At 37.0% G+C, this 21,064-nt stretch carries 25 protein-coding genes; all 25 read right to left on the bottom strand.

From position 1 onward, the window contains the following. Positions 1 to 13 precede the first annotated feature (13 nt). The 25 genes from CWR48_RS08425 to CWR48_RS08545 all read right to left on the bottom strand — a co-directional run bounded on the left by CWR48_RS08425 (position 14) and on the right by CWR48_RS08545 (position 21,037). Positions 14 to 703 carry a zinc metallopeptidase gene (locus CWR48_RS08425; protein WP_115772795.1) on the bottom strand — a complete coding sequence of 230 codons (690 nt, stop codon included), beginning with the start codon at positions 701 to 703 and terminating at the stop codon, positions 14 to 16. 63 nt (positions 704 to 766) lie between these two features. Next, on the bottom strand, positions 767 to 1,033 hold the full coding sequence (locus tag CWR48_RS08430; RefSeq protein WP_245976768.1) for a sporulation protein YpjB: 267 nt from the start codon (positions 1,031 to 1,033) through the stop codon (positions 767 to 769). A gap of 66 nt (positions 1,034 to 1,099) precedes the next feature. Then, complete coding sequence (gene lhaT / locus CWR48_RS08435; protein WP_115772796.1) at positions 1,100 to 1,675, bottom strand: lipoprotein heptaprenylglyceryl N-acetyltransferase LhaT; 576 nt, start codon at positions 1,673 to 1,675, stop codon at positions 1,100 to 1,102. Positions 1,676 to 1,819: 144 nt separating this feature from the next. Beyond that, positions 1,820 to 2,596, bottom strand: coding sequence for a menaquinol-cytochrome c reductase cytochrome b/c subunit (locus CWR48_RS08440; RefSeq protein WP_115772797.1), 777 nt, complete (start codon positions 2,594 to 2,596; stop codon positions 1,820 to 1,822). Between the two features lie 16 nt (positions 2,597 to 2,612). Then, the gene (gene qcrB / locus CWR48_RS08445; protein ID WP_115772798.1) at positions 2,613 to 3,287 is read right to left on the bottom strand and encodes a menaquinol-cytochrome c reductase cytochrome b subunit; all 675 of its coding nucleotides are present in this window, start codon (positions 3,285 to 3,287) and stop codon (positions 2,613 to 2,615) included. A gap of 6 nt (positions 3,288 to 3,293) precedes the next feature. Continuing rightward, complete coding sequence (locus CWR48_RS08450; RefSeq protein WP_115772799.1) at positions 3,294 to 3,806, bottom strand: QcrA and Rieske domain-containing protein; 513 nt, start codon at positions 3,804 to 3,806, stop codon at positions 3,294 to 3,296. Between the two features lie 227 nt (positions 3,807 to 4,033). Next, on the bottom strand, positions 4,034 to 4,480 hold the full coding sequence (locus tag CWR48_RS08455; protein ID WP_115772800.1) for a YpiF family protein: 447 nt from the start codon (positions 4,478 to 4,480) through the stop codon (positions 4,034 to 4,036). Positions 4,481 to 4,731: 251 nt separating this feature from the next. Next, positions 4,732 to 5,307: a ReoY family proteolytic degradation factor gene (locus tag CWR48_RS08460; protein ID WP_115772801.1), complete on the bottom strand. Its 576-nt coding sequence runs from the start codon at positions 5,305 to 5,307 to the stop codon at positions 4,732 to 4,734. Between the two features lie 42 nt (positions 5,308 to 5,349). Continuing rightward, complete coding sequence (locus tag CWR48_RS08465) at positions 5,350 to 6,612, bottom strand: tetratricopeptide repeat protein (RefSeq protein ID WP_342772443.1); 1,263 nt, start codon at positions 6,610 to 6,612, stop codon at positions 5,350 to 5,352. 586 nt (positions 6,613 to 7,198) lie between these two features. After that, on the bottom strand, positions 7,199 to 8,488 hold the full coding sequence (gene aroA, locus CWR48_RS08470) for a 3-phosphoshikimate 1-carboxyvinyltransferase (protein ID WP_115772803.1): 1,290 nt from the start codon (positions 8,486 to 8,488) through the stop codon (positions 7,199 to 7,201). A 91-nt stretch (positions 8,489 to 8,579) separates the two neighbouring features. Beyond that, positions 8,580 to 9,677, bottom strand: coding sequence for a prephenate dehydrogenase (locus CWR48_RS08475; RefSeq protein ID WP_115772804.1), 1,098 nt, complete (start codon positions 9,675 to 9,677; stop codon positions 8,580 to 8,582). Next, on the bottom strand, positions 9,674 to 10,048 hold the full coding sequence (gene aroH, locus CWR48_RS08480) for a chorismate mutase (protein WP_115772805.1): 375 nt from the start codon (positions 10,046 to 10,048) through the stop codon (positions 9,674 to 9,676). The genes CWR48_RS08475 and aroH overlap by 4 nt, the downstream gene beginning before the upstream one ends. Further along, on the bottom strand, positions 10,045 to 11,118 hold the full coding sequence (aroB, locus tag CWR48_RS08485) for a 3-dehydroquinate synthase (RefSeq protein ID WP_115772806.1): 1,074 nt from the start codon (positions 11,116 to 11,118) through the stop codon (positions 10,045 to 10,047). Before aroB ends, aroH begins: the two co-directional genes overlap by 4 nt. After that, a complete protein-coding gene (gene aroC, locus CWR48_RS08490; RefSeq protein ID WP_115772807.1) occupies positions 11,118 to 12,287 on the bottom strand; it encodes a chorismate synthase in 1,170 nt (389 codons plus the stop codon). The genes aroB and aroC overlap by 1 nt, the downstream gene beginning before the upstream one ends. A 129-nt stretch (positions 12,288 to 12,416) precedes the next feature. Then, entirely contained in the window at positions 12,417 to 13,190 is a 774-nt protein-coding gene (locus CWR48_RS08495; RefSeq protein ID WP_115772808.1) for a CheR family methyltransferase, read from the bottom strand. Between the two features lie 57 nt (positions 13,191 to 13,247). After that, entirely contained in the window at positions 13,248 to 13,694 is a 447-nt protein-coding gene (gene ndk / locus CWR48_RS08500) for a nucleoside-diphosphate kinase (RefSeq protein WP_115772809.1), read from the bottom strand. Between the two features lie 76 nt (positions 13,695 to 13,770). Then, complete coding sequence (gene hepT / locus CWR48_RS08505; protein WP_115772810.1) at positions 13,771 to 14,742, bottom strand: heptaprenyl diphosphate synthase component II; 972 nt, start codon at positions 14,740 to 14,742, stop codon at positions 13,771 to 13,773. An 82-nt stretch (positions 14,743 to 14,824) separates the two neighbouring features. Beyond that, on the bottom strand, positions 14,825 to 15,538 hold the full coding sequence (locus CWR48_RS08510; RefSeq protein ID WP_115772811.1) for a demethylmenaquinone methyltransferase: 714 nt from the start codon (positions 15,536 to 15,538) through the stop codon (positions 14,825 to 14,827). Positions 15,539 to 15,541: 3 nt separating this feature from the next. After that, positions 15,542 to 16,336, bottom strand: a complete 795-nt coding sequence (locus tag CWR48_RS08515) for a heptaprenyl diphosphate synthase component 1 (protein WP_170140727.1) — start codon at positions 16,334 to 16,336, stop codon at positions 15,542 to 15,544. A gap of 142 nt (positions 16,337 to 16,478) precedes the next feature. After that, on the bottom strand, positions 16,479 to 16,703 hold the full coding sequence (mtrB, locus tag CWR48_RS08520) for a trp RNA-binding attenuation protein MtrB (RefSeq protein WP_115772813.1): 225 nt from the start codon (positions 16,701 to 16,703) through the stop codon (positions 16,479 to 16,481). Between the two features lie 159 nt (positions 16,704 to 16,862). Next, the gene (locus CWR48_RS08525; protein WP_114916642.1) at positions 16,863 to 17,135 is read right to left on the bottom strand and encodes an HU family DNA-binding protein; all 273 of its coding nucleotides are present in this window, start codon (positions 17,133 to 17,135) and stop codon (positions 16,863 to 16,865) included. Positions 17,136 to 17,799: 664 nt separating this feature from the next. Continuing rightward, a complete protein-coding gene (spoIVA, locus tag CWR48_RS08530) occupies positions 17,800 to 19,278 on the bottom strand; it encodes a stage IV sporulation protein A (RefSeq protein ID WP_115772814.1) in 1,479 nt (492 codons plus the stop codon). A gap of 309 nt (positions 19,279 to 19,587) precedes the next feature. Continuing rightward, a complete protein-coding gene (locus CWR48_RS08535) occupies positions 19,588 to 20,310 on the bottom strand; it encodes a hypothetical protein (protein WP_115772815.1) in 723 nt (240 codons plus the stop codon). 21 nt (positions 20,311 to 20,331) lie between these two features. Further along, positions 20,332 to 20,529, bottom strand: a complete 198-nt coding sequence (locus CWR48_RS08540) for a DUF2768 domain-containing protein (protein WP_115772816.1) — start codon at positions 20,527 to 20,529, stop codon at positions 20,332 to 20,334. A gap of 247 nt (positions 20,530 to 20,776) precedes the next feature. Then, positions 20,777 to 21,037 (bottom strand): stage VI sporulation protein F, encoded by a 261-nt coding sequence (locus CWR48_RS08545; RefSeq protein ID WP_115772817.1) that lies wholly within the window; start codon positions 21,035 to 21,037, stop codon positions 20,777 to 20,779. Positions 21,038 to 21,064: the final 27 nt, after the last annotated feature.

The raw sequence follows: 21,064 nt of genomic DNA on the forward strand, positions 1-21,064 counted from the left end.
AATGTCATCCCTTTTAATCATCATTTGATCCAACAAACATTAAGATAAATCGAACAAGTTCAGCTACTGCTGTTAATGCAGCTGCTACATATGTCATTGCTGCAGCATTTAAAACTTTTTTTGTTTCGCGCTCTTCGTTATTTCGAATCACACCGCTGGAAACTAATTGCCCCATTGCCCGATTAGAAGCATCGAATTCGACAGGTAATGTTACTAGCTGGAATAATACGGCAGCCGCCATAAAGATAATTCCTAGTAAAAACATTTGCGTCATTCCGAAAAGGAGACCAGCCAAGATAAAGACAAATGAAAGATTCGAACCAATATTTGCAACTGGTACTAGTGCACTTCTAAATCTTAGGAAAGCATACCCTTGCTGATCCTGGATTGCATGCCCTATTTCATGCGCTGCAACAGCAGAGGAAGCCATGGAACGACCATGGTAAATATCGCTTGAGAGACGCACAACTTTCTTTCTTGGATCATAATGGTCTGATAATAATCCTTTTGTTTCTTCAATATATACATCATATAGGCCATTATCATCAAGAATCCTCCGGGCTACTTCTGCACCAGTCATTTGTGAAGATGTTGCTTTTTTAGAGTACGTTTTATATGTGCTTTTCACTTTAGACTGTGCCCAAATTGGAATGATCATTAAAATCGCAATATAAATCAGATATCCGCCTAAACCACCAAACATGTACATTCCTCCATATAATTTTGAAAAGATTTATTAAGGTCAATTTTAGTCAAATTTCTGCTTTTAGTCAACCAATTTGTCGCCGCTTTGCTTTCTTTTTTGTTCTGCTTTATATTTTCTCCAACTTACGTACGATAATGTACTGATAATCGTTCCGCCGATAATTATCGTCGTATAAATAAATGCTGCCCACTCAGTGCTTTTTTCTGATACAGCGACGGTCTGTTCTGGATTTGCATCAACTGGAATGGCATGATTGAAGAAAATAACCATTATCACTATGAGTATGACGAGTGGTAAGAAAAGATTAAGCCATCTTCTATCTACCATAGAAATCACCTCACATAGTTCTTATTTTATTAATGTATGAGGGAGATTTCTCATTTATCACATGAACTAAACTTGTGGTTTATTCCGAACGGTTAGAAAATATGCAATAACAATAGATAAGATGCTCAACCAAAATGTAAAATAACCAATCTCATTCATATAATTTAAAAGCACGGAATAGATTGGCATCATTCCAAAGACATAATCAATCACCACATCATGCAATATCCAAATTGCGGCAACAACTATATGTCTCCGTTTTATTTTATAATGCGGAGCATACAGTAATCCTTGAATTGCCATTCCGGCATGCGACGCCATAAGCATATATCCCTGCCAGCTAAGCGAACCTTCGATAATTAATGTTAATAGGTTCATAACTACTGCCCATACACCATATTTAAATAATGTGGTGATTGCCAGGGCCTCTATGTACGGAACGTGTTTATCAAATAAAAAGAATAATAGAAACATGGTGAAAAAAAGGCTTGCGGTTGGACTATCTGGAACAAATGGGAGAAACATATCAGGGGTAATTGCCAATTGTCCCCCATACCATATATATCCATATATTGTCCCAAATAAATTAATGATGAATAAACAAAGTAAAAAACGTTTATCGAGTAGTATGTATCGGATCATCTTCGTAACCTACCTTAATTAAGTTTGCTCATGCGGGCCTTGAAAAAAAACACCTTCACCAATCGAGTGGCGAAGGTGTCTTTAAAATATCTAATTTATCCCGAATTAACTGGCTGTAAGCCCCCCACTTAATGAGGTCTCACTCTATTTAGCAGATTCATTTACTGTAATAATAAAGTCAACTAATTGATCTAGTTCTTCATCTGTCCCAGTAAATATTCCTGCTGGCATTGCGCCTGTTCCTTCTTTGGCAATTGTCGCAATTTCTTCTGCGCTATACTCTATTCCAACTAATGTTGGTGCTGCTGCAGATCCTTCTAATTCAGCACCGTGACAGGTCATACAGTTTGCTTCAAATGCAGCAAACCCTTCATGTTCCTTGTCGACGACAACCGAGCTTTCAGGAATTGGTTTATTCGCTTCTGCACGTTCTTGCCAATTAACATGTGATGCAGACGTGTATGTTAACCATACGATAGAAACCAATGCAAGCAACATCATACCCACAGCAACAGGACGTTGATGTGGTCTTCTTCCAGGACCATTGTCTAAGAATGGCGCTAAAAGAAGTGCCCCGAATGCTAGTCCAGGAAGTACAAGAATACCGAATAAAATAAAATCGCCACTGGCATATTTATATTTTAAAAGTTCATATAAGAACAGGAAGTACCAATCTGGCAATGGAATATAGGCTGCATCTGTAGGATCTGCCATCCCCTCTAATGGAGACGGATGTGCCAATGTTAATATCAAGAATCCAACTAAAAATACTGCACCTACTAACCATTCTTTTAATAAAAAGTTGGGCCAAAAAGCTTCTGTTCTACCAGGATATTCGGAATAGTCTTTCGGTATTTGTGATGTTTTCTCAGCGTTGATCCGAGAATCCCCAACAAATTTCATGTCTTTTCCTCTATGCATCGCTTTTCCCTCCTTTTTATAGTGGACCAGATATACCTTGTCTACGAATTAAGATAAAGTGTACTGCTAGTAGTGCAAATAATGCTGCTGGCAAGAAAAATACATGAATCGCAAAGAATCTAGTCAACGTTTGTGCACCAACAATCGATGCATCCCCTGCTAAGAGAGTCTTAAGTTCCGTACCTATGAATGGAACCTGCTCTGCAATTTCTAGACCAACCTGTGTTGCAAAATAGGCTTTATTATCCCATGGTAATAAATAACCTGTGAAACCTAAACCTAGCATTACGAAGAAGATTAATACCCCAACAATCCAGTTCAGTTCACGAGGTTTCTTATACGCCCCTTGGAAAAATACGCGTAAAGTATGTAATAATAACATAACGATAACAACACTTGCTCCCCAGTGATGCATGCCCCTAACGATTTGCCCGTGTGCAACTTCCGATTGTAAGTAATAAACAGACTTCCATGCGTTCTCAATATCTGGTACATAATACATTGTTAGGAACATTCCAGAAAGAATTTGAATTACTACCACGAAAAATGTTAAACCACCAAAACAATAGACAAATGCGGAAAAATTGTGGGCTGGATTAACATGTTCGGGTACTTCATGGTCTGCAATATCGCGCCAAATCGGCGTAATATCGATACGATCATCAATCCAATCATAAATTTTCTGTAGCATGAATAATTACGCCCCCTTTCTACTAATCGCATTTCCTAAAAACAAGATCCCATTTTCCACTTTTTGCTCATAAACAGCTAATGGTGCTAATGGAGGTGTGCCGGGTATATTCGTTCCATCCTTTTCATAGCGGCCACCATGACATGGACAGAAGAATTGATCAGGATATTGATCATTTCCTTCCCAAGATACAACGCAGCCCAGATGAGTACAAATCGGTGATAAAGCTACGATTTCATCGTTATCATCTTTGTACACCCATGCTGTTTTACTTGGTTTTGATTGATACCATCCGTCTACTTGTTCAATTGTCCAATCAACACGCTGCGGTTCTGTTGTAATATCATCAACAGAAATTCCTGCATTTGCATAATCACCAGCAGCTGTTTTCTTTAGAACTGGATCAATCGCCATGCGAATTGGAGAAACAAGTAATCCTGCTGCCATAAATCCACCTACGCCCATCAGTGAATAATTAAGAAACTGTCTCCGGGAAACCTGTTGTTTCTCTTTGCTCATGACTTTCCCCCCTCTTTACGTTAATCACGGATACTCAAATATTTCAGATTACTAGGACAATATCATGATAGCGCAATCTATTAATTCGGTCAATAAATATCCATTTTTTATACCTAATGTTTTGCCCCTACTGACCTGAAAAACCCCGTTACGAATAGGTTCTTTCATTTCGACTACTCTATTTAGCATTTCTTCGACTTAATTTTTGATAATGTTTGACTGCCTATCTACCAGTAAACCTGTATTAATTCAATTATTTGGTTTGTTTGATCACGGATCATCGCTTTCATTTCATTTGATTGCAGATTTCCTGATTTTACAGACGGCAACCAAAGCAAATGACCATGTACTTCTTTTTCGTTTTTCTTCCAATTTGCATCAAAGGTAAGTAGAAAAACATTGGTAAAGGGTTGTTCCTTTATATTCGCAATCCATGCATTTATGCGATTTATCTCTGATTGCGGGTCCACTGTTTTTAAATATGAATATGTAGGCATTAACATTACCCTGCCAGCTAATTCCTTCTCGATTTCGTTCGCAAATATGGTTAATACTTCGCTCTGAAATGCAAGCATTTCTAAGTCAATTTGAAACGGTATGATCGGTATGATAACCGTATCTATGTATTCCTTTGCATTTTGATATTGCTTTAAATCAGAACTTCTCCACTTCATGACATCGCTTCCTCCTTCTTTTCTAATAGCTGTTTTCGTAAATTTTGTTGCTTTTGGGCAGTTTTTTCAGAAAGGAAAACGCTAATTTGGTAAATTCATTTACCTATCCGCGTTTTCCTTTCTGAAATGTCACGCTAATGCGTGACAAGGCAAGCAACAGCTTGCCTAACTGCCTGAAAGCAAAGAGCAACAATCCTTGAGAAAAGAGCCTTTCTAATAAATAGTATCTCAATTAAGCAAAAAAAATCAACCTATTGCTTCTGCAATTTAGGTTGAATAAAGAAACCCTTCTCAAGCATGTGGAGCTGATTAGACAATGCGATGAATTTCTCCTGATTCATGTCATCGAGTGCCTGATCGATTTCTTTTCTTAAAGTATTTCGTTTATAATCAAAAACCGTTTTATCTAAAATTTGTTTGGCAAAGTCTTTTTCTTTTTTTGTTATAAAATAATCATCTGGTATAAATGGATTTTCCTCCATAACAGAAGCGTAATAAGCATTCTGATTAGAATTCCTGAAATTTAATTGGATATACAAATCATCTTGCTGGTTTAGGCGAATATCATGAAAGGATTTTTCTGCGTCTGTTGTTACTAGTTGGTTTTTATAGAAGCGAAATGGTACTTCATCGGAACAATGTGTTGTCATCACAATGCCTCGCGGACTAAATTTAACATCCAGTACAAAATGAACATTTGCTAGTAATTCCTTGTGATTTACTAAATAATTCAAAATCCAAACACTTTCACGTTTCTTTAATTGATAATGATTGAGGAACCATTGGATAAAGCTTTTTTTATCATGAATTGAAATAGGAGTATTCATCACTTCTTCCTCCTTTATATATTACTTGCTTTAAATACATGGTCAATTGTCATTTCTAGATAATTTTAATCGGTTTACAAATTCTTCGACTTCCACATCTAAAGGTTGTAATAGTAAGTAGGAATCAAAAATTGGAATTGCCTCCTCTGTCCTCCCTTCCTCGGTAAGAAAGTATCCATATTCCTTCACGAAATCACTATCTTGGCTTAAATTATTATATGCTTCTTGATAATGTTTTAATGCATGGTCATAGGATTCAATTTCATTATAAGCTCGGGCTAATTCCCATTCATATAAAGCGTCGTCCGCATCTTCCTTTTTAATTTCTAAAAGTAGATCGATTATCGCATTGTAATTCGTATTGTTTTTATATAATTCAATTAAAAACAGCACAGCTTCTTTATAATCAGAATCGAGTGCAACTGCGTTTCCAGCATATGTTTCACTTTGCTCATTCTCACCAAATTGATGTGCAAAGATCGCCGCTTGCAAAAATAACTCTTTATTGAAAGCATCAATCGCAATTCCTTTTTTTGAGATTGCATATGCTTCCTCTGGTCGCCCATCTTCCTCGTAAGCTTTTGCAAGCTGGTAATATACCGTATGATAATATGGATCAAGCTCGATAACATGCTCCCATGCTTTAATCGCAATATCTGTTCGATCTGCCTGGTATGCGGTAATACCGTATCGAAATAACCGTTCAGGATCTTCCCTATCATTCTCCTTAAAAAAGGTTAGTGCCTTCTCATATTCCCCAGCTGCTGCATATGCTTCGCCTAAACGATCATTAATTGAAACAGCGACAATTTCTTGGGCTTCAACCTTTTCATAATAAAGAATTGCCTTCTTGTATTCGCCAATAGAAAAGTATAACTCGGCAAGTGCAAAATTTATGATTTCTTCGTTTGGTTCCAATTGCTTTGCTTTAAGTAATTTCTGCTCAGCGACTTCAAACAAACCTTGTGCTTGATATAAGTCAGCTAATTGCAGTAATGCTTGCACATACAACTCGTCTTCTTCTTTGATTCCGACTAAAAAATTTATTGCGGATTCATCGTCATCTAATTCTATAAAGACTTCAGAAATGGTAAGCTTTAATTCACTTTCATCTGGATACATTTCCAGTAGCTCTGTTAGTAATTCCTTTGCCTCCTGTAAAAATCCCAATTGCAAATAAAGTTGTGCAATCGTAAATTTTTCATCATCAGATGCAATCTCTATATGTTTTTTTAGAAGCTTCATTCCCTTTTCGGCTTCATTATTTTCAAATAATTGTACAGCTTCCATAATGGTATCCATCATGAACATCCTTTCTAAATTGACGGGTACTTATGTTAATCTAATAACACTACTTAATTGTAATATACAATGTTAATAATGAAAAGCTATTGGTTTCTAATGATTAACTAAGTTTTAATAGATACGCTGTTTTTTAAACGTGTTGCACTTTAAAGTGATAATGTATTACTAGCAGTTGATGTAAATTGCGGACTAACTGAATTACAAATAGTATGTGCTAATCCGCCGTCCGAGTTCGCTACGGGCGGATGCTTTTCGCGGGCACGGCCTCAGCCTCCTCGGAAGAAAAGCACTTCCTACGGGGTTCTTCGGACTCGTGCTGTTCCCGCAGGAGTCACCGCCCTTCGCTCACCCGGACTGATATAGCTTTCTGATGTTAATATTAATGAATGCAATATAAAAATCATTAAACCATAACTCTATCTATAAATAGGTAGTTTAACTATAGAGTTTCCTGGGGGCTGCGGACCTCGGCAAAGAAATTCTGAATTAAAGTTATCAGCACTTTATCTAAATATTAATCAGCAAACGATACGAAACGGACGAATAGAAATAGAAGAACCTACTATTAAAGTAAGTTCTTCTATAATCAGATGGTAATATCCTTTAAATGTTCAAAAAAGTTAGGATAGGAAATATATATGGAAGAATCATCATCAAGAATAACGTCATCTTTTGTTATTAATGACGCGATTGCACCCATCATTGCAATTCGATGATCATTATAAGACTTTATTTCCCCACCCGTTAGCGCGGTTTTCCCATGAATGACCATTCCATCATCCGTTGCTTCAATGTTGGCACCAAGCGTCGTTAAAACGTCAACAACAGCGGCAATACGATCCGTCTCCTTCACGCGAAGTTCTTCTGCATCGTGAATTACGGTCGTTCCTTCAACTTGGGTCGCCAATAATGCAAGGATAGGAATCTCATCAATTAACCGTGGAATAATATCCCCTTCTATAACGGTACTGCTTAGCTCTGTATATGTAATCGTTATGTCACCAAATTCTTCGCCACCACTAACTTGCTGATTGGTGATTTGCAAATCAGCCCCCATTGCTTGAAGCACATCAATAATACCTGTGCGTGTTTTATTTAAGCCCACGTTCTTTAAGGTTAGTTTGCTTCCAGGAACAATTGCTCCCGCCACGAGAAAGAATGCAGCAGATGAAATATCCCCAGGCACATATACATTTGTTGCTGTTAATGTCTGGGTATTCGTGATTGTTGTCTCCCTACCATCAGTAGAAATTGCCGCACTAAATGCTTGCAACATGTTTTCCGTATGATTTCGGGTTGGGGTATTTTCAATTACTTTCGTTTCACCATTCGCAAATAAACCAGCTAATAATACAGCCGACTTAACTTGAGCGCTTTTAACTGGAAGGGTGTAGGTTATGCCTTGTAAGGCTTCTCCTCTAATGGAAAGTGGTAAATAACTTCCATCATTTCTTCCATCGATTATGGCATTCATTTCGGTTAATGGATTAATGACCCGATCCATCGGTCGTTTCGTCAACGAGGCATCACCATAAACAGTTGTAAAATATGGCAAGCCCGCAAGAATCCCTAGCATTAATCTTGTCGTTGTTCCCGAATTACCGAAATATAACGGCTCTACTGGTTCCTTTAATGCGCTTGTTCCCTTGCCTTCAATGATGATCGTTGATTCCTGTTTCACAATGGATACTCCCATTAATTGAAATGCTTTAACGGTGCGCATACAGTCTTCGCCATCTAAGAAATTAGATATTTTTGTCGTTCCATTTGCTATCGAACCGAGTATTACTGCACGATGGGAAATCGATTTATCTCCCGGAACTTCCAATTCTCCATGCATCGGTTTATCATACGGTGTTAAGGCACGCCTTGCCATTATGATCACTTCCTTTGTCGAATTAATTTGACGTTGTTTGTTGTTAGGAATATAAGCTTCTTGTAATCATTCATGACATGACAATCAAAAATTATAAAATGGTTGTGTCATAGCCATTATCTTGTAGGAAAGTCGAGCTTTTCGATTGGGCCTCTTTGGAGTAAAAGCTTAATCTCAAAACGCCAGTGATCCCTTCACGCATTTCCAGAATTTCAATGTTCTTTATGCTAATATGATGATCTGCAAGCAACTGTGCAACAGATGCAATGGCACCGGTTTGATCCTTAATGTCGACATATACATCATAGAACGATGCGATGCTCCCTTTTTCTTTACTCGGTAGACCATCTCGATAATGCTTTGCGTTTTTTAAATATAGAATCATATCATTCTTTTTATTGTTATCGACTAATCCTTTTAAGTCAATCATCTCATGAATCCACTCTTCCAAAAGGACAGACATCTTTTCACGATTGTGATAGAAAATGTCTTGCCACATTTCTGGATTACTTGAAGCAATTCTTGTTATATCGCGAAATCCACCTGCTGCAAGATTTGGGAGAAAAGTATGCGTGTCTTCCCATTTTCTCGCTTGATGAACTAGAGAAGAGGCAATCAGATGCGGAAAGTGGGACACCACACCCGTCATTTCATCATGTTCATCGGGACTTAGGATAACGAATTTACTTTTTGTATATTGTAATACGTTTTTTAATGTCTCTACCTTCTTATCCGTGCTGCGAATCGATGGTGTTAACACATAAATTGCATTTTCGAAAAGATGTGCTTTGGCAGCACTGATCCCTCTTTTATGAGAGCCTGCCATCGGGTGTCCACCGATAAAACAAATTTTTTCATTGGTTAATGTCGATGCCGCTTTAATTATAGAGCTTTTTACTGAAGCAACATCCGATACAATCATCTCTTTTTTCAATGGTAGTTCATTTAATACTCCGATTAATTGAATGGATTCGGATATTGGTGCCGCTAAAATAACGATATCTGCATCCTCTATAGCTTCCGGAAAAAATGTCGTAGTCCTGTGCACGATGCCGTTCAATCTGGCAAACTCTAATGAATCCTGATTAACATCATAGCCAATAATATAATTATCTTCTGATCTCATCATCCCTTTTGCCAAGGAACCACCAATTAAACCGAGTCCTGCAATTACAATTGTTTGCTTCAACGCATCTCACCCTTAATTAAATCTGGTCTTAACTTTGTCGCTTCATTATGAAAAATATGTTTGATTTCTTGCTGCGATTTGACTGTATTGACAACCATCATGATACGAATGCAGGCGGATAAACTGTTTTCAACATCGATTTCTGCCATACACATAACAGGCACATGCGTCCAACCTGGGATTTCTCGTAACGCCTTTGCGGGAAAGGTTGCTGTTAAGTCTTTTGTAACCGAAATAAACACGTGGGAAACATCGGATGGATCAATCGTATTCTTTTCTATCATTTCTTCCACTAATCGCTTCGTATTCGAAATCATCTGTTTTTCATCATTAGCAGTACAGGTTGTTGCTCCTCTAACACCACGACTCATTCGGTCACCAACTTTCTATTAAATGATTGTAAGGCATCAAGTATTTCCTGATCACTTAACTCTTTTACTAGTGGACTACCAATATCATCTAGTAGAACCATTTTGATTTTACTATTTACTGTCTTTTTATCGGATTTCATTTTATTCAATAGTGCATGTTCGTCGAATTGTTGAAGCTTAAGCGGGTAATTGTTTTCCTTTATCCATTCAAAAAGGGAATCATAAGCAATTTGTTTAGAGAATAAATTTTCACTAACTTGTAGCGCAAATAATAGACCAATTGCAACAGCCTCCCCGTGTGTAAGGGTACCATAACCATATTCTGCTTCCAGTGCATGGCCAAGTGTATGTCCAAGATTTAGATACATACGGACACCTGATTCCTTCTCATCCTCTTGGACAATTGTGGCTTTAATTTTAATTCCAAGAGAGAGATGGGCTTGTAGTTCTTCCGCTGTCACTTGCTGAATATCAGTTCTTAAGAGCGTATTGAAAAATTCCTGATCAGAAATAAGTGCTTCTTTCACAAGTTCAGCGTAGCCTGAGCGAATTTCACGAGCACTGAGAGACTGTAATGTTTCGACATCGTAAACCACTGCCCTCGGTGGATAAAAGCTGCCAATTAGATTTTTTCCAAGTTCATGGTTAATTGCTACTTTACCACCAACACTGCTATCATGCGCGAGGATCGTTGTCGGAACTTGAATATAATCGATTCCTCGCATATAGGTTGCAGCAACAAACCCAGCTAGGTCACCGACAACCCCTCCACCTAATGCAATAATCAGAGAATTCCGATCCAACCCAGCATTAATTGCATCTGTATGTACGCTATAAAAAGTTTCAATACTTTTGGTTTGTTCCCCAGATGGGAGAATCGTATGGAAAAGCTTCCCCTTAGTAAAATTACTCCTTAGATCATCGATGTATAACGGAGCTACAACCTCATCTGAAATGATTAAAATAGACGAATACGATTTCGTCAAAAATGATTGAAGCTGAAAGCGGATATTTTCACCAATAAAGATCTTATAAGAATGGGAACTGGCTGTGACGTCGATTTTATCCATTAGAAACACCTAATTTCTTCTCGGTAATCATCAATCGCTTTCTTAAGTGTTGGGAATTGATCGCTAGGAAATTGTTCCGTGATTGCTTTTGCTAATTCGAAAGCAACAACATGCTCCATCACGACAGATGCTGCTGGTACCGCACATGCATCAGAGCGTTCTACCGTTGCTTTGAATGGTTCCTTTGTATCAATATCAACGCTTTGAAGTGGCTTAAGCATTAATGTCGGAATTGGCTTCATAACACCTTTTACAACAATTGGCATTCCTGTCGTCATACCACCTTCAAAACCACCAAGACGATTGGAAGTTCGGTAATATCCCTTCGCTTCTTCCCAAGCAATTTCATCATGTACTTCACTACCATTTAATCTTGCAGCTTCAAAGCCAATCCCAAATTCAACCCCTTTGAAGGCATTAATACTAGTAACACTTCCTGCGATTCGTGCATCTAGTTTACGGTCATAATGGACATAGGAGCCAATTCCAGCAGGCATCCCTTCGACATATACTTCACATACACCACCGATGGAGTCGCCCACCTTTTTGGTTTGGTCGATTTTATCCATCATTGCTTGTTCTACGTTTTTATCTAATACCATTACCGGAGAATTCTGTGAAATATGGATACGTTCTTCCATCGTTAGTGAAGTTATTTCCTCTGCACGAATACCACCAATTTCTTTCACATAGCCACAAACTTCTATTCCTAGTTGTTTTAACATCGTTTTTGCAACCGCACCAGCTGCAACACGAGCAGCAGTCTCACGAGCGGAAGAACGTTCTAACACATTTCGCATGTCACGATGACCATATTTTAATGCGCCATTCAAATCTGCATGCCCAGGTCTCGGCTTCGTAATTACTCTTCGAACCTTTGCATCCTCATCAATCGGATCTTCACCCATTATATCTGTCCAGTGCTTAAAGTCATCATTATTGATTACGAGCGAAATTGGAGATCCTAATGTGTAGCCATGGCGAATGCCACTCGTAATTGCAACAAGATCCTTCTCAATCTGCATTCGTTTGCCACGACCATGGCCTTGCTGTCTTCTTAATAAAGAATCATTGATATCTTCTTTGACGATCGGCATTCTTGCTGGAACACCTTCAATAATCGTTGTTAGTTGTTTCCCGTGTGACTCCCCTGCTGTTAAGTAACGCAATTTACATTCTCCTTTTAAAGGTTTTTCTAATTACTATAGCATAACTCAAAACATTTTGGTGCAACTTTCTGAAAAAGGTCAATCTAATTATAGTTATTATAAGAATTATTCGTACATCTATGTAAAAACCTACACCTTTTGGTAGAAAAATGTATCAACAATGCTTAGATTATACATTGATGGTACAAAGATTTGCTCTGTACTGCCAACAAAGAGAACCCCAGTATCTGTTAACGCTTCGCTAAAGTTATGATAAATTAATTCTTTCGCATCATCTGTAAAATAAATTAATACATTCCGGCAAACAATAAGATCAACATTTCTTGGATACTTATCCGCTAATAAATTGTGTTTTTTAAATGTGATTGCTCTTTTTAGTATTGAATCAACTTGATAGTGTTGATTGATTTCATTGAAATATTTGAGTTTATAATGCTTTGGTACTTCTTTTAACGCTTGTTCCGCGTACATTCCTTGTTTCGCCTTCGAAAGGGCAACCTCATCTAAATCAGTAGCGATGATTTGATAGTTTACCATTGGAAAGTCTTCTTTCAGCATCATTGCTAGACTATATGGTTCCTCACCTGTTGAACATGCCGCACTCCAAATGGTGAGGGATTGTTTATTTTCCAATAGTTTTGGTAGTATCGTTTCTTTTAGTACGTCCCATCGCTTTGGATTACGGAAAAACTCAGATACATTGATTGTTAAACGATCGACAAATTCATCTAATAGTTCAGGATCCTTTGTTAATGCTTGATAGTAGGAATTAAAATCGGCATATCCCCGCTTATCTCTTAACGTCGTGATTCGCCGCTTCATCTGCGCTTCTTTATATAAACTTAAATCAACTCCTACTTTATGCTTTATCTTTTTAATAAATTCGACGTATTCATCTTCCATTCCCCTGCTCCTCTTCCCTAGCTTAAAAAGCCCCCGTCAGCAATAACGGGGGCAATATTAATATATCCAAGCACTAACTTGCTTCTCATAAGAAATAAGCTCGTTTTGCTTAAAAAATAAATTAATTTCTCTTTCTGCACTTTCTAATGAATCTGATCCATGAATAATGTTCTTGCCGACGATGACACCGAAATCACCACGAATTGTTCCAGGATTTGCTTCAGATGGGTTCGTCTTCCCAATCAGATTACGAGCGGTAGTAACGGCATCTTCCCCCTCCCAAACCATTGCAAAAACAGGTCCAGAAGTAATGAAGTCTACTAATTCCCCAAAGAAAGCCTTTTCTTTATGTTCGCCGTAATGCGTTTCAGCAAGTTCATTTGAAATTACCATTAGTTTTGCCCCAACTAGTTGAAAACCTTTTCTTTCAAAGCGGTTAATGATTTCTCCTACTAGATTACGCTGTACGCCATCTGGTTTAACCATGACAAATGTCTTTTCCACTTGAGCACCCCTTTTATTATGTATGAAAATTGTTCAACCCAGTAGATTTTATCAAATTTATTAGAAAATAACAATATTAGGATCTTCTTTTTCCAATATATGTTGCAATATCTACTAGTGTTTGTTTTGCTCGAGTGTCAGGAAATTCCATAATAGTCGATAATGCTTTCTCTAAATAACAGTCACTTAATCGGTATGCCCTCTGAATTGCATCCGTTTTTTTCAATTCTTCAATTAGGGAGTTCATTTCCTCAGGATTCACTTGATCCTTATCCTTAAATGTTTCCCTTAACCGTAAATTAAAAGAAGGTTCTTGCATCCCATAAAGTACTGGAAGTGTAATATTGCCTTGTAATAAATCATTACCAGCAGGCTTCCCTAGCACTTTCGAACTGGAAGTGAAATCTAGAATATCATCAATAATTTGATAGGACATACCAACATAGTAACCATATTGATATAATTTAGTAGCATCCTTCTTTGATATATCTGAGACAATTGCCCCTAATTTACAGCTAGTTGCGATCAGTAATGCTGTTTTTCGTTTGATTCTTCGTAAATAATCTCGTAGTGATTGATCAAAATTAAATTTATCTTCAATTTGCTCAATTTCACCTATACAAACCTCAACAATCGTTTTCGATAATAAACGGTGCACCTCGGGGTTTCTTAGCGTAGCAATTTCCTCGAGTGAACGGGCAAGTATATAATCACCTGTGTACATTGCGACACGGTTGCCATAAATTTTCTTAATTGTTGGCTTCCCACGACGTAGTTCTGCATTATCAACAACGTCATCATGTACCAGGGTTGCCATATGAATTAGCTCGAGTGTAACTGCAACGGTTTTAATGTTATCTAAGTCAAAGTTACCAAGCTGCCCAGATAGCAAAACAAAAATAGGGCGGATTCTCTTCCCCCCAGCGTTTAGTAATTCCGTTGATGCACTGCGCAAAATAGGATGTTCGGCTTGTATTATTTGATGTAATGTTTTTTCAATTGTGTTTAAGTCTTTTTTTAAAAATCCATATGTTTTAGGAAGTTTCATATAGGTCACCTTTATATACCTTAAGAAAATAAAATGCTAATTCACATTTCTAAAGGAATTTATGTCTATTTTTTCAATTACTTTACTGTTTATATCCCAAATGCATTGCAGCGACTCCACCAGTGTAGCTTTTAATTTGCACACGAGAAAATCCAGCATCCAAAAACATCTGCTTCAATTTCTGCTTATCTGGAAATTCTCTAGTAGATTCGTTTAACCATGCATATTCATTATAGCTTTTCGCAAATAATCTACCAAATAGTGGCATGATATATCGGAAATAGAAGAAATACAATTGTTTAAAGCCGAGCATCGTTGGTTGTGACGTTTCTAAACACACAACAATTCCATTTGGTTTAACAACACGATGAAGTTCTTTTAATACAGTCATGTAATCTGGAACATTGCGTAAACCGAAGCCAATCGTCACATAATCAAATGAATTATCTTCAAATGGTAGCTCCATCGCATTTCCGTGTATAAGTGTTAAATTCCTTAAATTAAAATCCTTTTTCTTCTGTTCTGCAATTGACAGCATGTTTTCACTGAAATCAAGCCCGATTACTTCACCATCACGACCAACTGCATCACTTAACGAGACAGACCAATCGCCAGTGCCACAGCAAACATCTAATGCTTTTGCACCTTTTTTGATTTGCATCTCTTTCATAACATCTTTTCGCCATGCCTTATGTTGTTGAAAAGAAATAATCGAATTCATTGAATCGTAATTAGAATAGATTGTTTCAAAAACATGATGTACACGTTCTTCTTTTGATTGCTTCTGTTCTTGCATTACTTACCCTTCTTCCGCAATAGAGATTTTCGCATATGTAACTTCGGCTAATTTCAACTGTACATGAAGTTGAAATGCTGTATGTTCTACAGGTAGGCCAACTAATAAGCTCTCTATTGTCTTCTTTTTATTCTCAATCATTGTATCGATTCTTATTTGGGAGGTTGCATTATTACGATCAGAATTAGCTATTTGCTTCATAATCGGTGTCGGATTCCCGTTTACAAGACTACTTTTTGCTTGAATTAATCGATTCATTAGTAACCATTCTCCCGAGATATTGTCTAAGGAATGATCTTTCACGTAATTAGCGACATGTAATATTAATAACGTATCAATTTGCTCGATTAAAAATAGATATTCATCCAATGTGGTTACTTCACGATAATATAGTTTCATTTTATTTTCGTTAATTTCCTTAATCGCAGTTGCCAATCGATGAATGAACTCGAAATCTTCAATTTCAGCAAGCAGTAAATAGTAGAGCCCACTATAATAATCCCCAGCCAGAACTGTTAATTGGTTTGCTATGGCCTCATCATGTGACTCCTTACTACTTGTTTCGACAGGTACTGTCTCATGTGTATCAAGCGCAATTTGCACCATCATAGTAGTAAGAATATAATGCTCTTTTTCATTAATCGATAAACCAGCAGTATTATTAATCAACGTCGATAAAATGAATAGCTTATCTTCATCTATTGTTGGTTGTTTTATATATTTCTCTAAGTATTTATGATGAATACTATCTTGTAATAGTTTCTTAAAATATGTTGTATCTATGTTAGATGTGTTCAAATGAATCACCTGATACCTTTCACCTATTCAATAACGCTAATTTATTATAGCATATTTCTGGCTCGTTCCAAATTATTCTATGCTGGAACAAGAAAACATGCAGTAGTATTGGATAATGCTCATCTAACACGGACTATAAATCTTAATCTGATGACATTTCTCCGTTACTAGTTTGAACGATTGCTTTCCCTCTTATTTTGACAGCTGACGTATGTTCTGTAAACTGTGCAATCATGATTTCACCTTTATCCAATTTTTCCGTATGGTGAAATTTAGTGTCCGTCCCTCTCGTTAAACCGATTACGTTCACACCATCTTCTAATGCTTTTACCACGAAAAAATCTGGATTTACATTTGAATTGTCCACTTTTTAACGACGCTCCTATCTACTTTTATACTAACTCTAACTATTATCATAATGTCTATGCAATTAATTTCAATCATTCTGTTTCGAAATAATGCTTATATAATACCAATAGAAAAAGGGTACGCATTTATACGTACCCTTTTATGGCCCTATGTAATATTATTTAACGATATCTTTAAGGGCTTTACCTGGTTTAAAAGCAGGAACTTTACTTGCTGGGATTTCGATTTCTTCACCAGTTTGTGGATTACGTCCTTTACGTGCTGAACGATCACGTACTTCAAAGTTACCGAATCCGATTAATTGTACTTTTTCACCATTTTTAAGTGAATCCATGACAGATTCAAAAACTGCATCAACTGCTTTTGAAGCATCTTTCTTAGAAAGTTCGCTCTTCTCAGCTACAGCATTTACTAAGTCTGTTTTATTCATGACATTCACCTCCTCCCAAAATTTAAAAACGACATTGGAACAAAAAATGAATTACAATCATTTGTTCACATAATTGCCTATTTTTATACGTCAACATCATCATAATGTAATGATGACAAGGCTTATATTAACTGAGTTTCCAACAAAATTCAACAATAAATATCCTTTTGGTGTAAATTTTAGTAAAAAAGTAGCAAAAAAGAACAAATTTAATTCTATTGTCCGCTACCATTCACTACCATTTTTGGAAGAATCCTACAGTAAATAGCCTTATATTACATATATACGACATCTACTGCTGATTTCCTGCTGTTAAATAAAAAAAATAGAAGAAAGGCGTAAGCACCCGTTTGATTTGTGTATGGATTGCTGTTCAACATTGCCCTTCTTGTCAAGGAAATTGAAATAGTAGATTTTATACTTTTCTATTCCATAACAAAAGCGCAAGCGGCCGTTTAAGCTGTGTACGAACTTTTCCTTACCTTTTGAGATAAGGAAACTCTTTGGGAGCGTAAGCGGTTGACTTAGATTACGGTGGTGAGGGAAGTCGCGCTACAGCTTTAGCGCTGGAGCTGGACGTGGCTATTCTCGGTAATTAGGTTATCCACAACATCCAAATTTTATAGTTTCCTAAGCAATAAGAAAAGCAGCTAATAATTAGCTGCTATAAAATAATTGCTATTAAACTACCCGAGCCTTCGTTAATAATTCTTTCGAGCGTGTCTTTTAGCTTATATCGCGCATTCTCTGGCATAAGTGCAATTTTAGCCTGTATTCCTTCTCTAACTATTGAGCTTAGTGATCTACCGAAAATCTCAGATTCCCAAATGGATAATGGGTCTTCTTCATAATCCTGCATTAGGTATCTTACAAGCTCTTCGCTTTGTTTTTCTGTACCGATGATTGGCGAGAAATCTGATTCTACTTCGACTTTGATCATATGAATGGATGGTGCAACAGCCTTTAATCTAACACCAAATCTGGATCCTTGGCGGATGATTTCCGGTTCATCTAAAATCATGTCCTCAAGTGTTGGTGCTGCAATACCGTATCCCGTTTGCTTCACCATATGAAGTGCGCTGGAAACTTGATCATATTCTCGTTTTGCATAAGCAAATTCTTGCATTAATTCCAAGAGATGATCTTTACCGCGAATCTCTTCACCGACAATTTCCTTCAATACTTGGTCATAAAGGTGGTCAGGTGCATGTAAATCAATTTCTGCAACCCCTTCCCCCATCTCCATACCAGCTAGATTTGCCTTTTCAATATAATCATAATCGGCGAAATTCCCAACGATATGGTCCACATCTCTCAGTCTCTTTATATCCTTTACCGTTGTTTGGATTGCTTCTTGATAGTTCGCTCTTAACCAGTGATTTTCTTTTAATACCATTACCCAGCTTGGAAGATTAACATTGACTTCAAGCACTGGAAATTCGTAAAGTGCCTCACGTAATACATTATAAACATCATGCTCTGTCATTGATTCAACACTCATAGAAATCACTGGAATATCATGCTCTTCAGCTAGTTGTTGTCGTAACAATTCAGTTTCTTGGCTAGATGGTCTAACAGAATTGATAACCATGATAAATGGTTTACCAACCTCTTTCAATTCTTCAATAACTTTTGATTCCGCATCTACATAATCCGCGCGAGGTATTTCCCCAAATGACCCGTCAGTAGTAAGAACGACACCAATTGTAGAATGCTCTTGAATTACTTTTCTCGTACCAATTTCTGCTGCATCGTGAAATGGAATGGGATCCTCATACCACGGAGTATTAATCATTCTTGGACCATTCTCATCCTCGAATCCTTTTGCACCTTCAACTGCATAACCAACACAATCAACGAGTCGAATATTAACATCGAGGCCTTCATCAACGTTAACCGACACAGCCTGATTTGGGATAAACTTTGGCTCAGTAGTCATGATGGTTTTTCCTGCTGCACTTTGTGGTAGCTCATCCTGTGCGCGTTCACGCTCACTCTCATCTTCAATATTCGGTAAAACAACAAGCTCCATAAATTTTTTTATAAAGGTTGATTTACCTGTTCGGACCGCCCCCACAATACCTAGATAAATATCCCCATTGGTCCGCTTTGAGATATCTTTAAAAATATCGATTTTCTCCAAAAGATCCCCTCCCGATCTCCGTACTTATCAAAAAATCTACGAATAATTGACACTACAAGTCTATGATGTTGTCCTATCATAATATGACTTAATATGTGTAAATTTATGAAACTTCATTTTCCAAAGGCGAATTATTCTTATCCAATTCCAATATGTGGCATGCTTGAGATTAAATAAAACCCTTGCAACATTATATGTTGCAAGGGTTTAAATATGATATGTTTTTAATTTTCTCCTGTTTGGGCTGTGTATCGAACGGATGTGACCGCTCTTGTCCCATGAATTGAAATAGAAAATTTTTATAAACTCTTATTCTACTAAAAAGACGGGTTCATCATTCACGACCGTATATGGTATGGAGTATGCAGGAACAAAAGGAGTATGATCTGCTAATAAATAACGAATATCATCACCTTCTAGGTATTCGTGTTGATACTCCCGTAGTGCCTGACTTAAATCAATCCGATAGTCCACTAATAGCTTTCCGCTAGCGTCCATTAATACTGGAAGATTTTCCTGCGAATATGGGCTACTAATCGTAGGCGAAGACTCTAACCCTAATGCTTCAAAATCAATTGAAAATACATTATCCGCAACCTTCTCTCCATATGGCGGATATTGATGTTCGTTTCGATAAATATCAAGCTGAACATTTATACTTCTTAGTGCTTCCGTTATTCGCAAATCGATTAGTTTCACCCTTGGGTCATCTTCTGGTGTAATTAGAACGTATTGGTATACACCACCATTTTCGTATGCGTTACTAGGAATCTCAGATAGTAAATTTCGCTCCTTCAATAAGCTGAAATCAATGATATATTTTTCAAAGATTGGTGTTTCATTTTCTTTCGTCTTCATTGGGACTAAACCATTTGTATCTTGTTTATATTGTTCCACAGCCAACTGAACCATTTCTAACTGGTCTTCATATGGGGTTTGATTTTCTTTTTTTTCACTATCTGGATATAAACAACCACTTAAAAAGACAGTTAATACCAAACAAGCAAAAACCTGTATAGATGTAAATCTCAATATAAGAGCCTCCTCATCTGTTTACCTCGTTGGACCAGTTAATACGATATATAATATAATTAAAGCCCCTAAAATTAAGCATATGTACGCTAAAAGTGATACAACTCCCGCTATCCATCCCTTTAATTTTAATCTACTAAGTAATATTAGACCGATTGCCAAAATTAAGAAAATCATACCTGCAAATGAAATATACATTTTGAGCATTGAAACCGACATCACTTCACCCCTGTTTACAAATCTGTAGCGCTTGCAAATTGTATTATATCATATGGGAGAATTTCCAAGTAATAAAAGGGAACTTACTTAATTAACAGATAATTCAAAAGAAAATCCGAGATGAAGGGGGCTAACCTCATCTCGGTTTGACTAAATAATATTCCATGCAGGCTCTATCCATGAATGCTTGTGCAATTTATTTTATGCAGTGGTACGGCTAAATGCATCCTCACTTGCCTAAGGATGATCATTTTTTAAATAATTGATTCAATGATTGCGCATCTGCTGGTATTTTGTTTTTCACAATAGATTGTACAATTTTATCTTCTTTTTCCTTTGATATAGGCTTATTCGCTAATTTTGCTAAATTACGAACTAAATTACGAACGGTGTTTTCATCCGAGAAATTGGCATTTTTAACAGAATCAGCAACCTTATAAATATCTTGCGGATTGATATTTGCATTCTGTTGAATTTTATCAAATAAACCTTTTTGGAAATTATTCACAGATTCTCCTCCTTGCTATGTTAAGTC

Source organism: Oceanobacillus arenosus, assembly GCF_003369575.1.
Lineage (GTDB): Bacteria > Bacillota > Bacilli > Bacillales > Amphibacillaceae > Oceanobacillus > Oceanobacillus arenosus.

Excerpts from the sequence above, each read along its gene's own strand:
- CWR48_RS08540 (WP_115772816.1), bottom strand. The coding sequence starts at position 20,529 with ATGTCGGTTTCAATGCTCAAAATGTATATTTCATTTGCAGGTATGATT.
- CWR48_RS08450 (WP_115772799.1), bottom strand. The coding sequence starts at position 3,806 with ATGAGCAAAGAGAAACAACAGGTTTCCCGGAGACAGTTTCTTAATTAT.
- CWR48_RS08510 (WP_115772811.1), bottom strand. The coding sequence starts at position 15,538 with ATGCAAGAACAGAAGCAATCAAAAGAAGAACGTGTACATCATGTTTTT.
- aroH (WP_115772805.1), bottom strand. The coding sequence starts at position 10,048 with ATGAGTCGTGGTGTTAGAGGAGCAACAACCTGTACTGCTAATGATGAA.
- hepT (WP_115772810.1), bottom strand. The coding sequence starts at position 14,742 with ATGAAACTTCCTAAAACATATGGATTTTTAAAAAAAGACTTAAACACA.
- CWR48_RS08440 (WP_115772797.1), bottom strand. The coding sequence starts at position 2,596 with ATGCATAGAGGAAAAGACATGAAATTTGTTGGGGATTCTCGGATCAAC.
- aroB (WP_115772806.1), bottom strand. The coding sequence starts at position 11,118 with ATGGATAAAATCGACGTCACAGCCAGTTCCCATTCTTATAAGATCTTT.
- CWR48_RS08495 (WP_115772808.1), bottom strand. The coding sequence starts at position 13,190 with ATGGAAGATGAATACGTCGAATTTATTAAAAAGATAAAGCATAAAGTA.
- CWR48_RS08525 (WP_114916642.1), bottom strand. The coding sequence starts at position 17,135 with ATGAATAAAACAGACTTAGTAAATGCTGTAGCTGAGAAGAGCGAACTT.
- CWR48_RS08425 (WP_115772795.1), bottom strand. The coding sequence starts at position 703 with ATGTTTGGTGGTTTAGGCGGATATCTGATTTATATTGCGATTTTAATG.
- qcrB (WP_115772798.1), bottom strand. The coding sequence starts at position 3,287 with ATGCTACAGAAAATTTATGATTGGATTGATGATCGTATCGATATTACG.
- CWR48_RS08455 (WP_115772800.1), bottom strand. The coding sequence starts at position 4,480 with ATGAAGTGGAGAAGTTCTGATTTAAAGCAATATCAAAATGCAAAGGAA.
- CWR48_RS08430 (WP_245976768.1), bottom strand. The coding sequence starts at position 1,033 with ATGGTAGATAGAAGATGGCTTAATCTTTTCTTACCACTCGTCATACTC.
- CWR48_RS08460 (WP_115772801.1), bottom strand. The coding sequence starts at position 5,307 with ATGAATACTCCTATTTCAATTCATGATAAAAAAAGCTTTATCCAATGG.
- CWR48_RS08465 (WP_342772443.1), bottom strand. The coding sequence starts at position 6,612 with ATGATGGATACCATTATGGAAGCTGTACAATTATTTGAAAATAATGAA.
- lhaT (WP_115772796.1), bottom strand. The coding sequence starts at position 1,675 with ATGATCCGATACATACTACTCGATAAACGTTTTTTACTTTGTTTATTC.
- aroA (WP_115772803.1), bottom strand. The coding sequence starts at position 8,488 with ATGGCAAGGCGTGCCTTAACACCGTATGATAAACCGATGCATGGAGAA.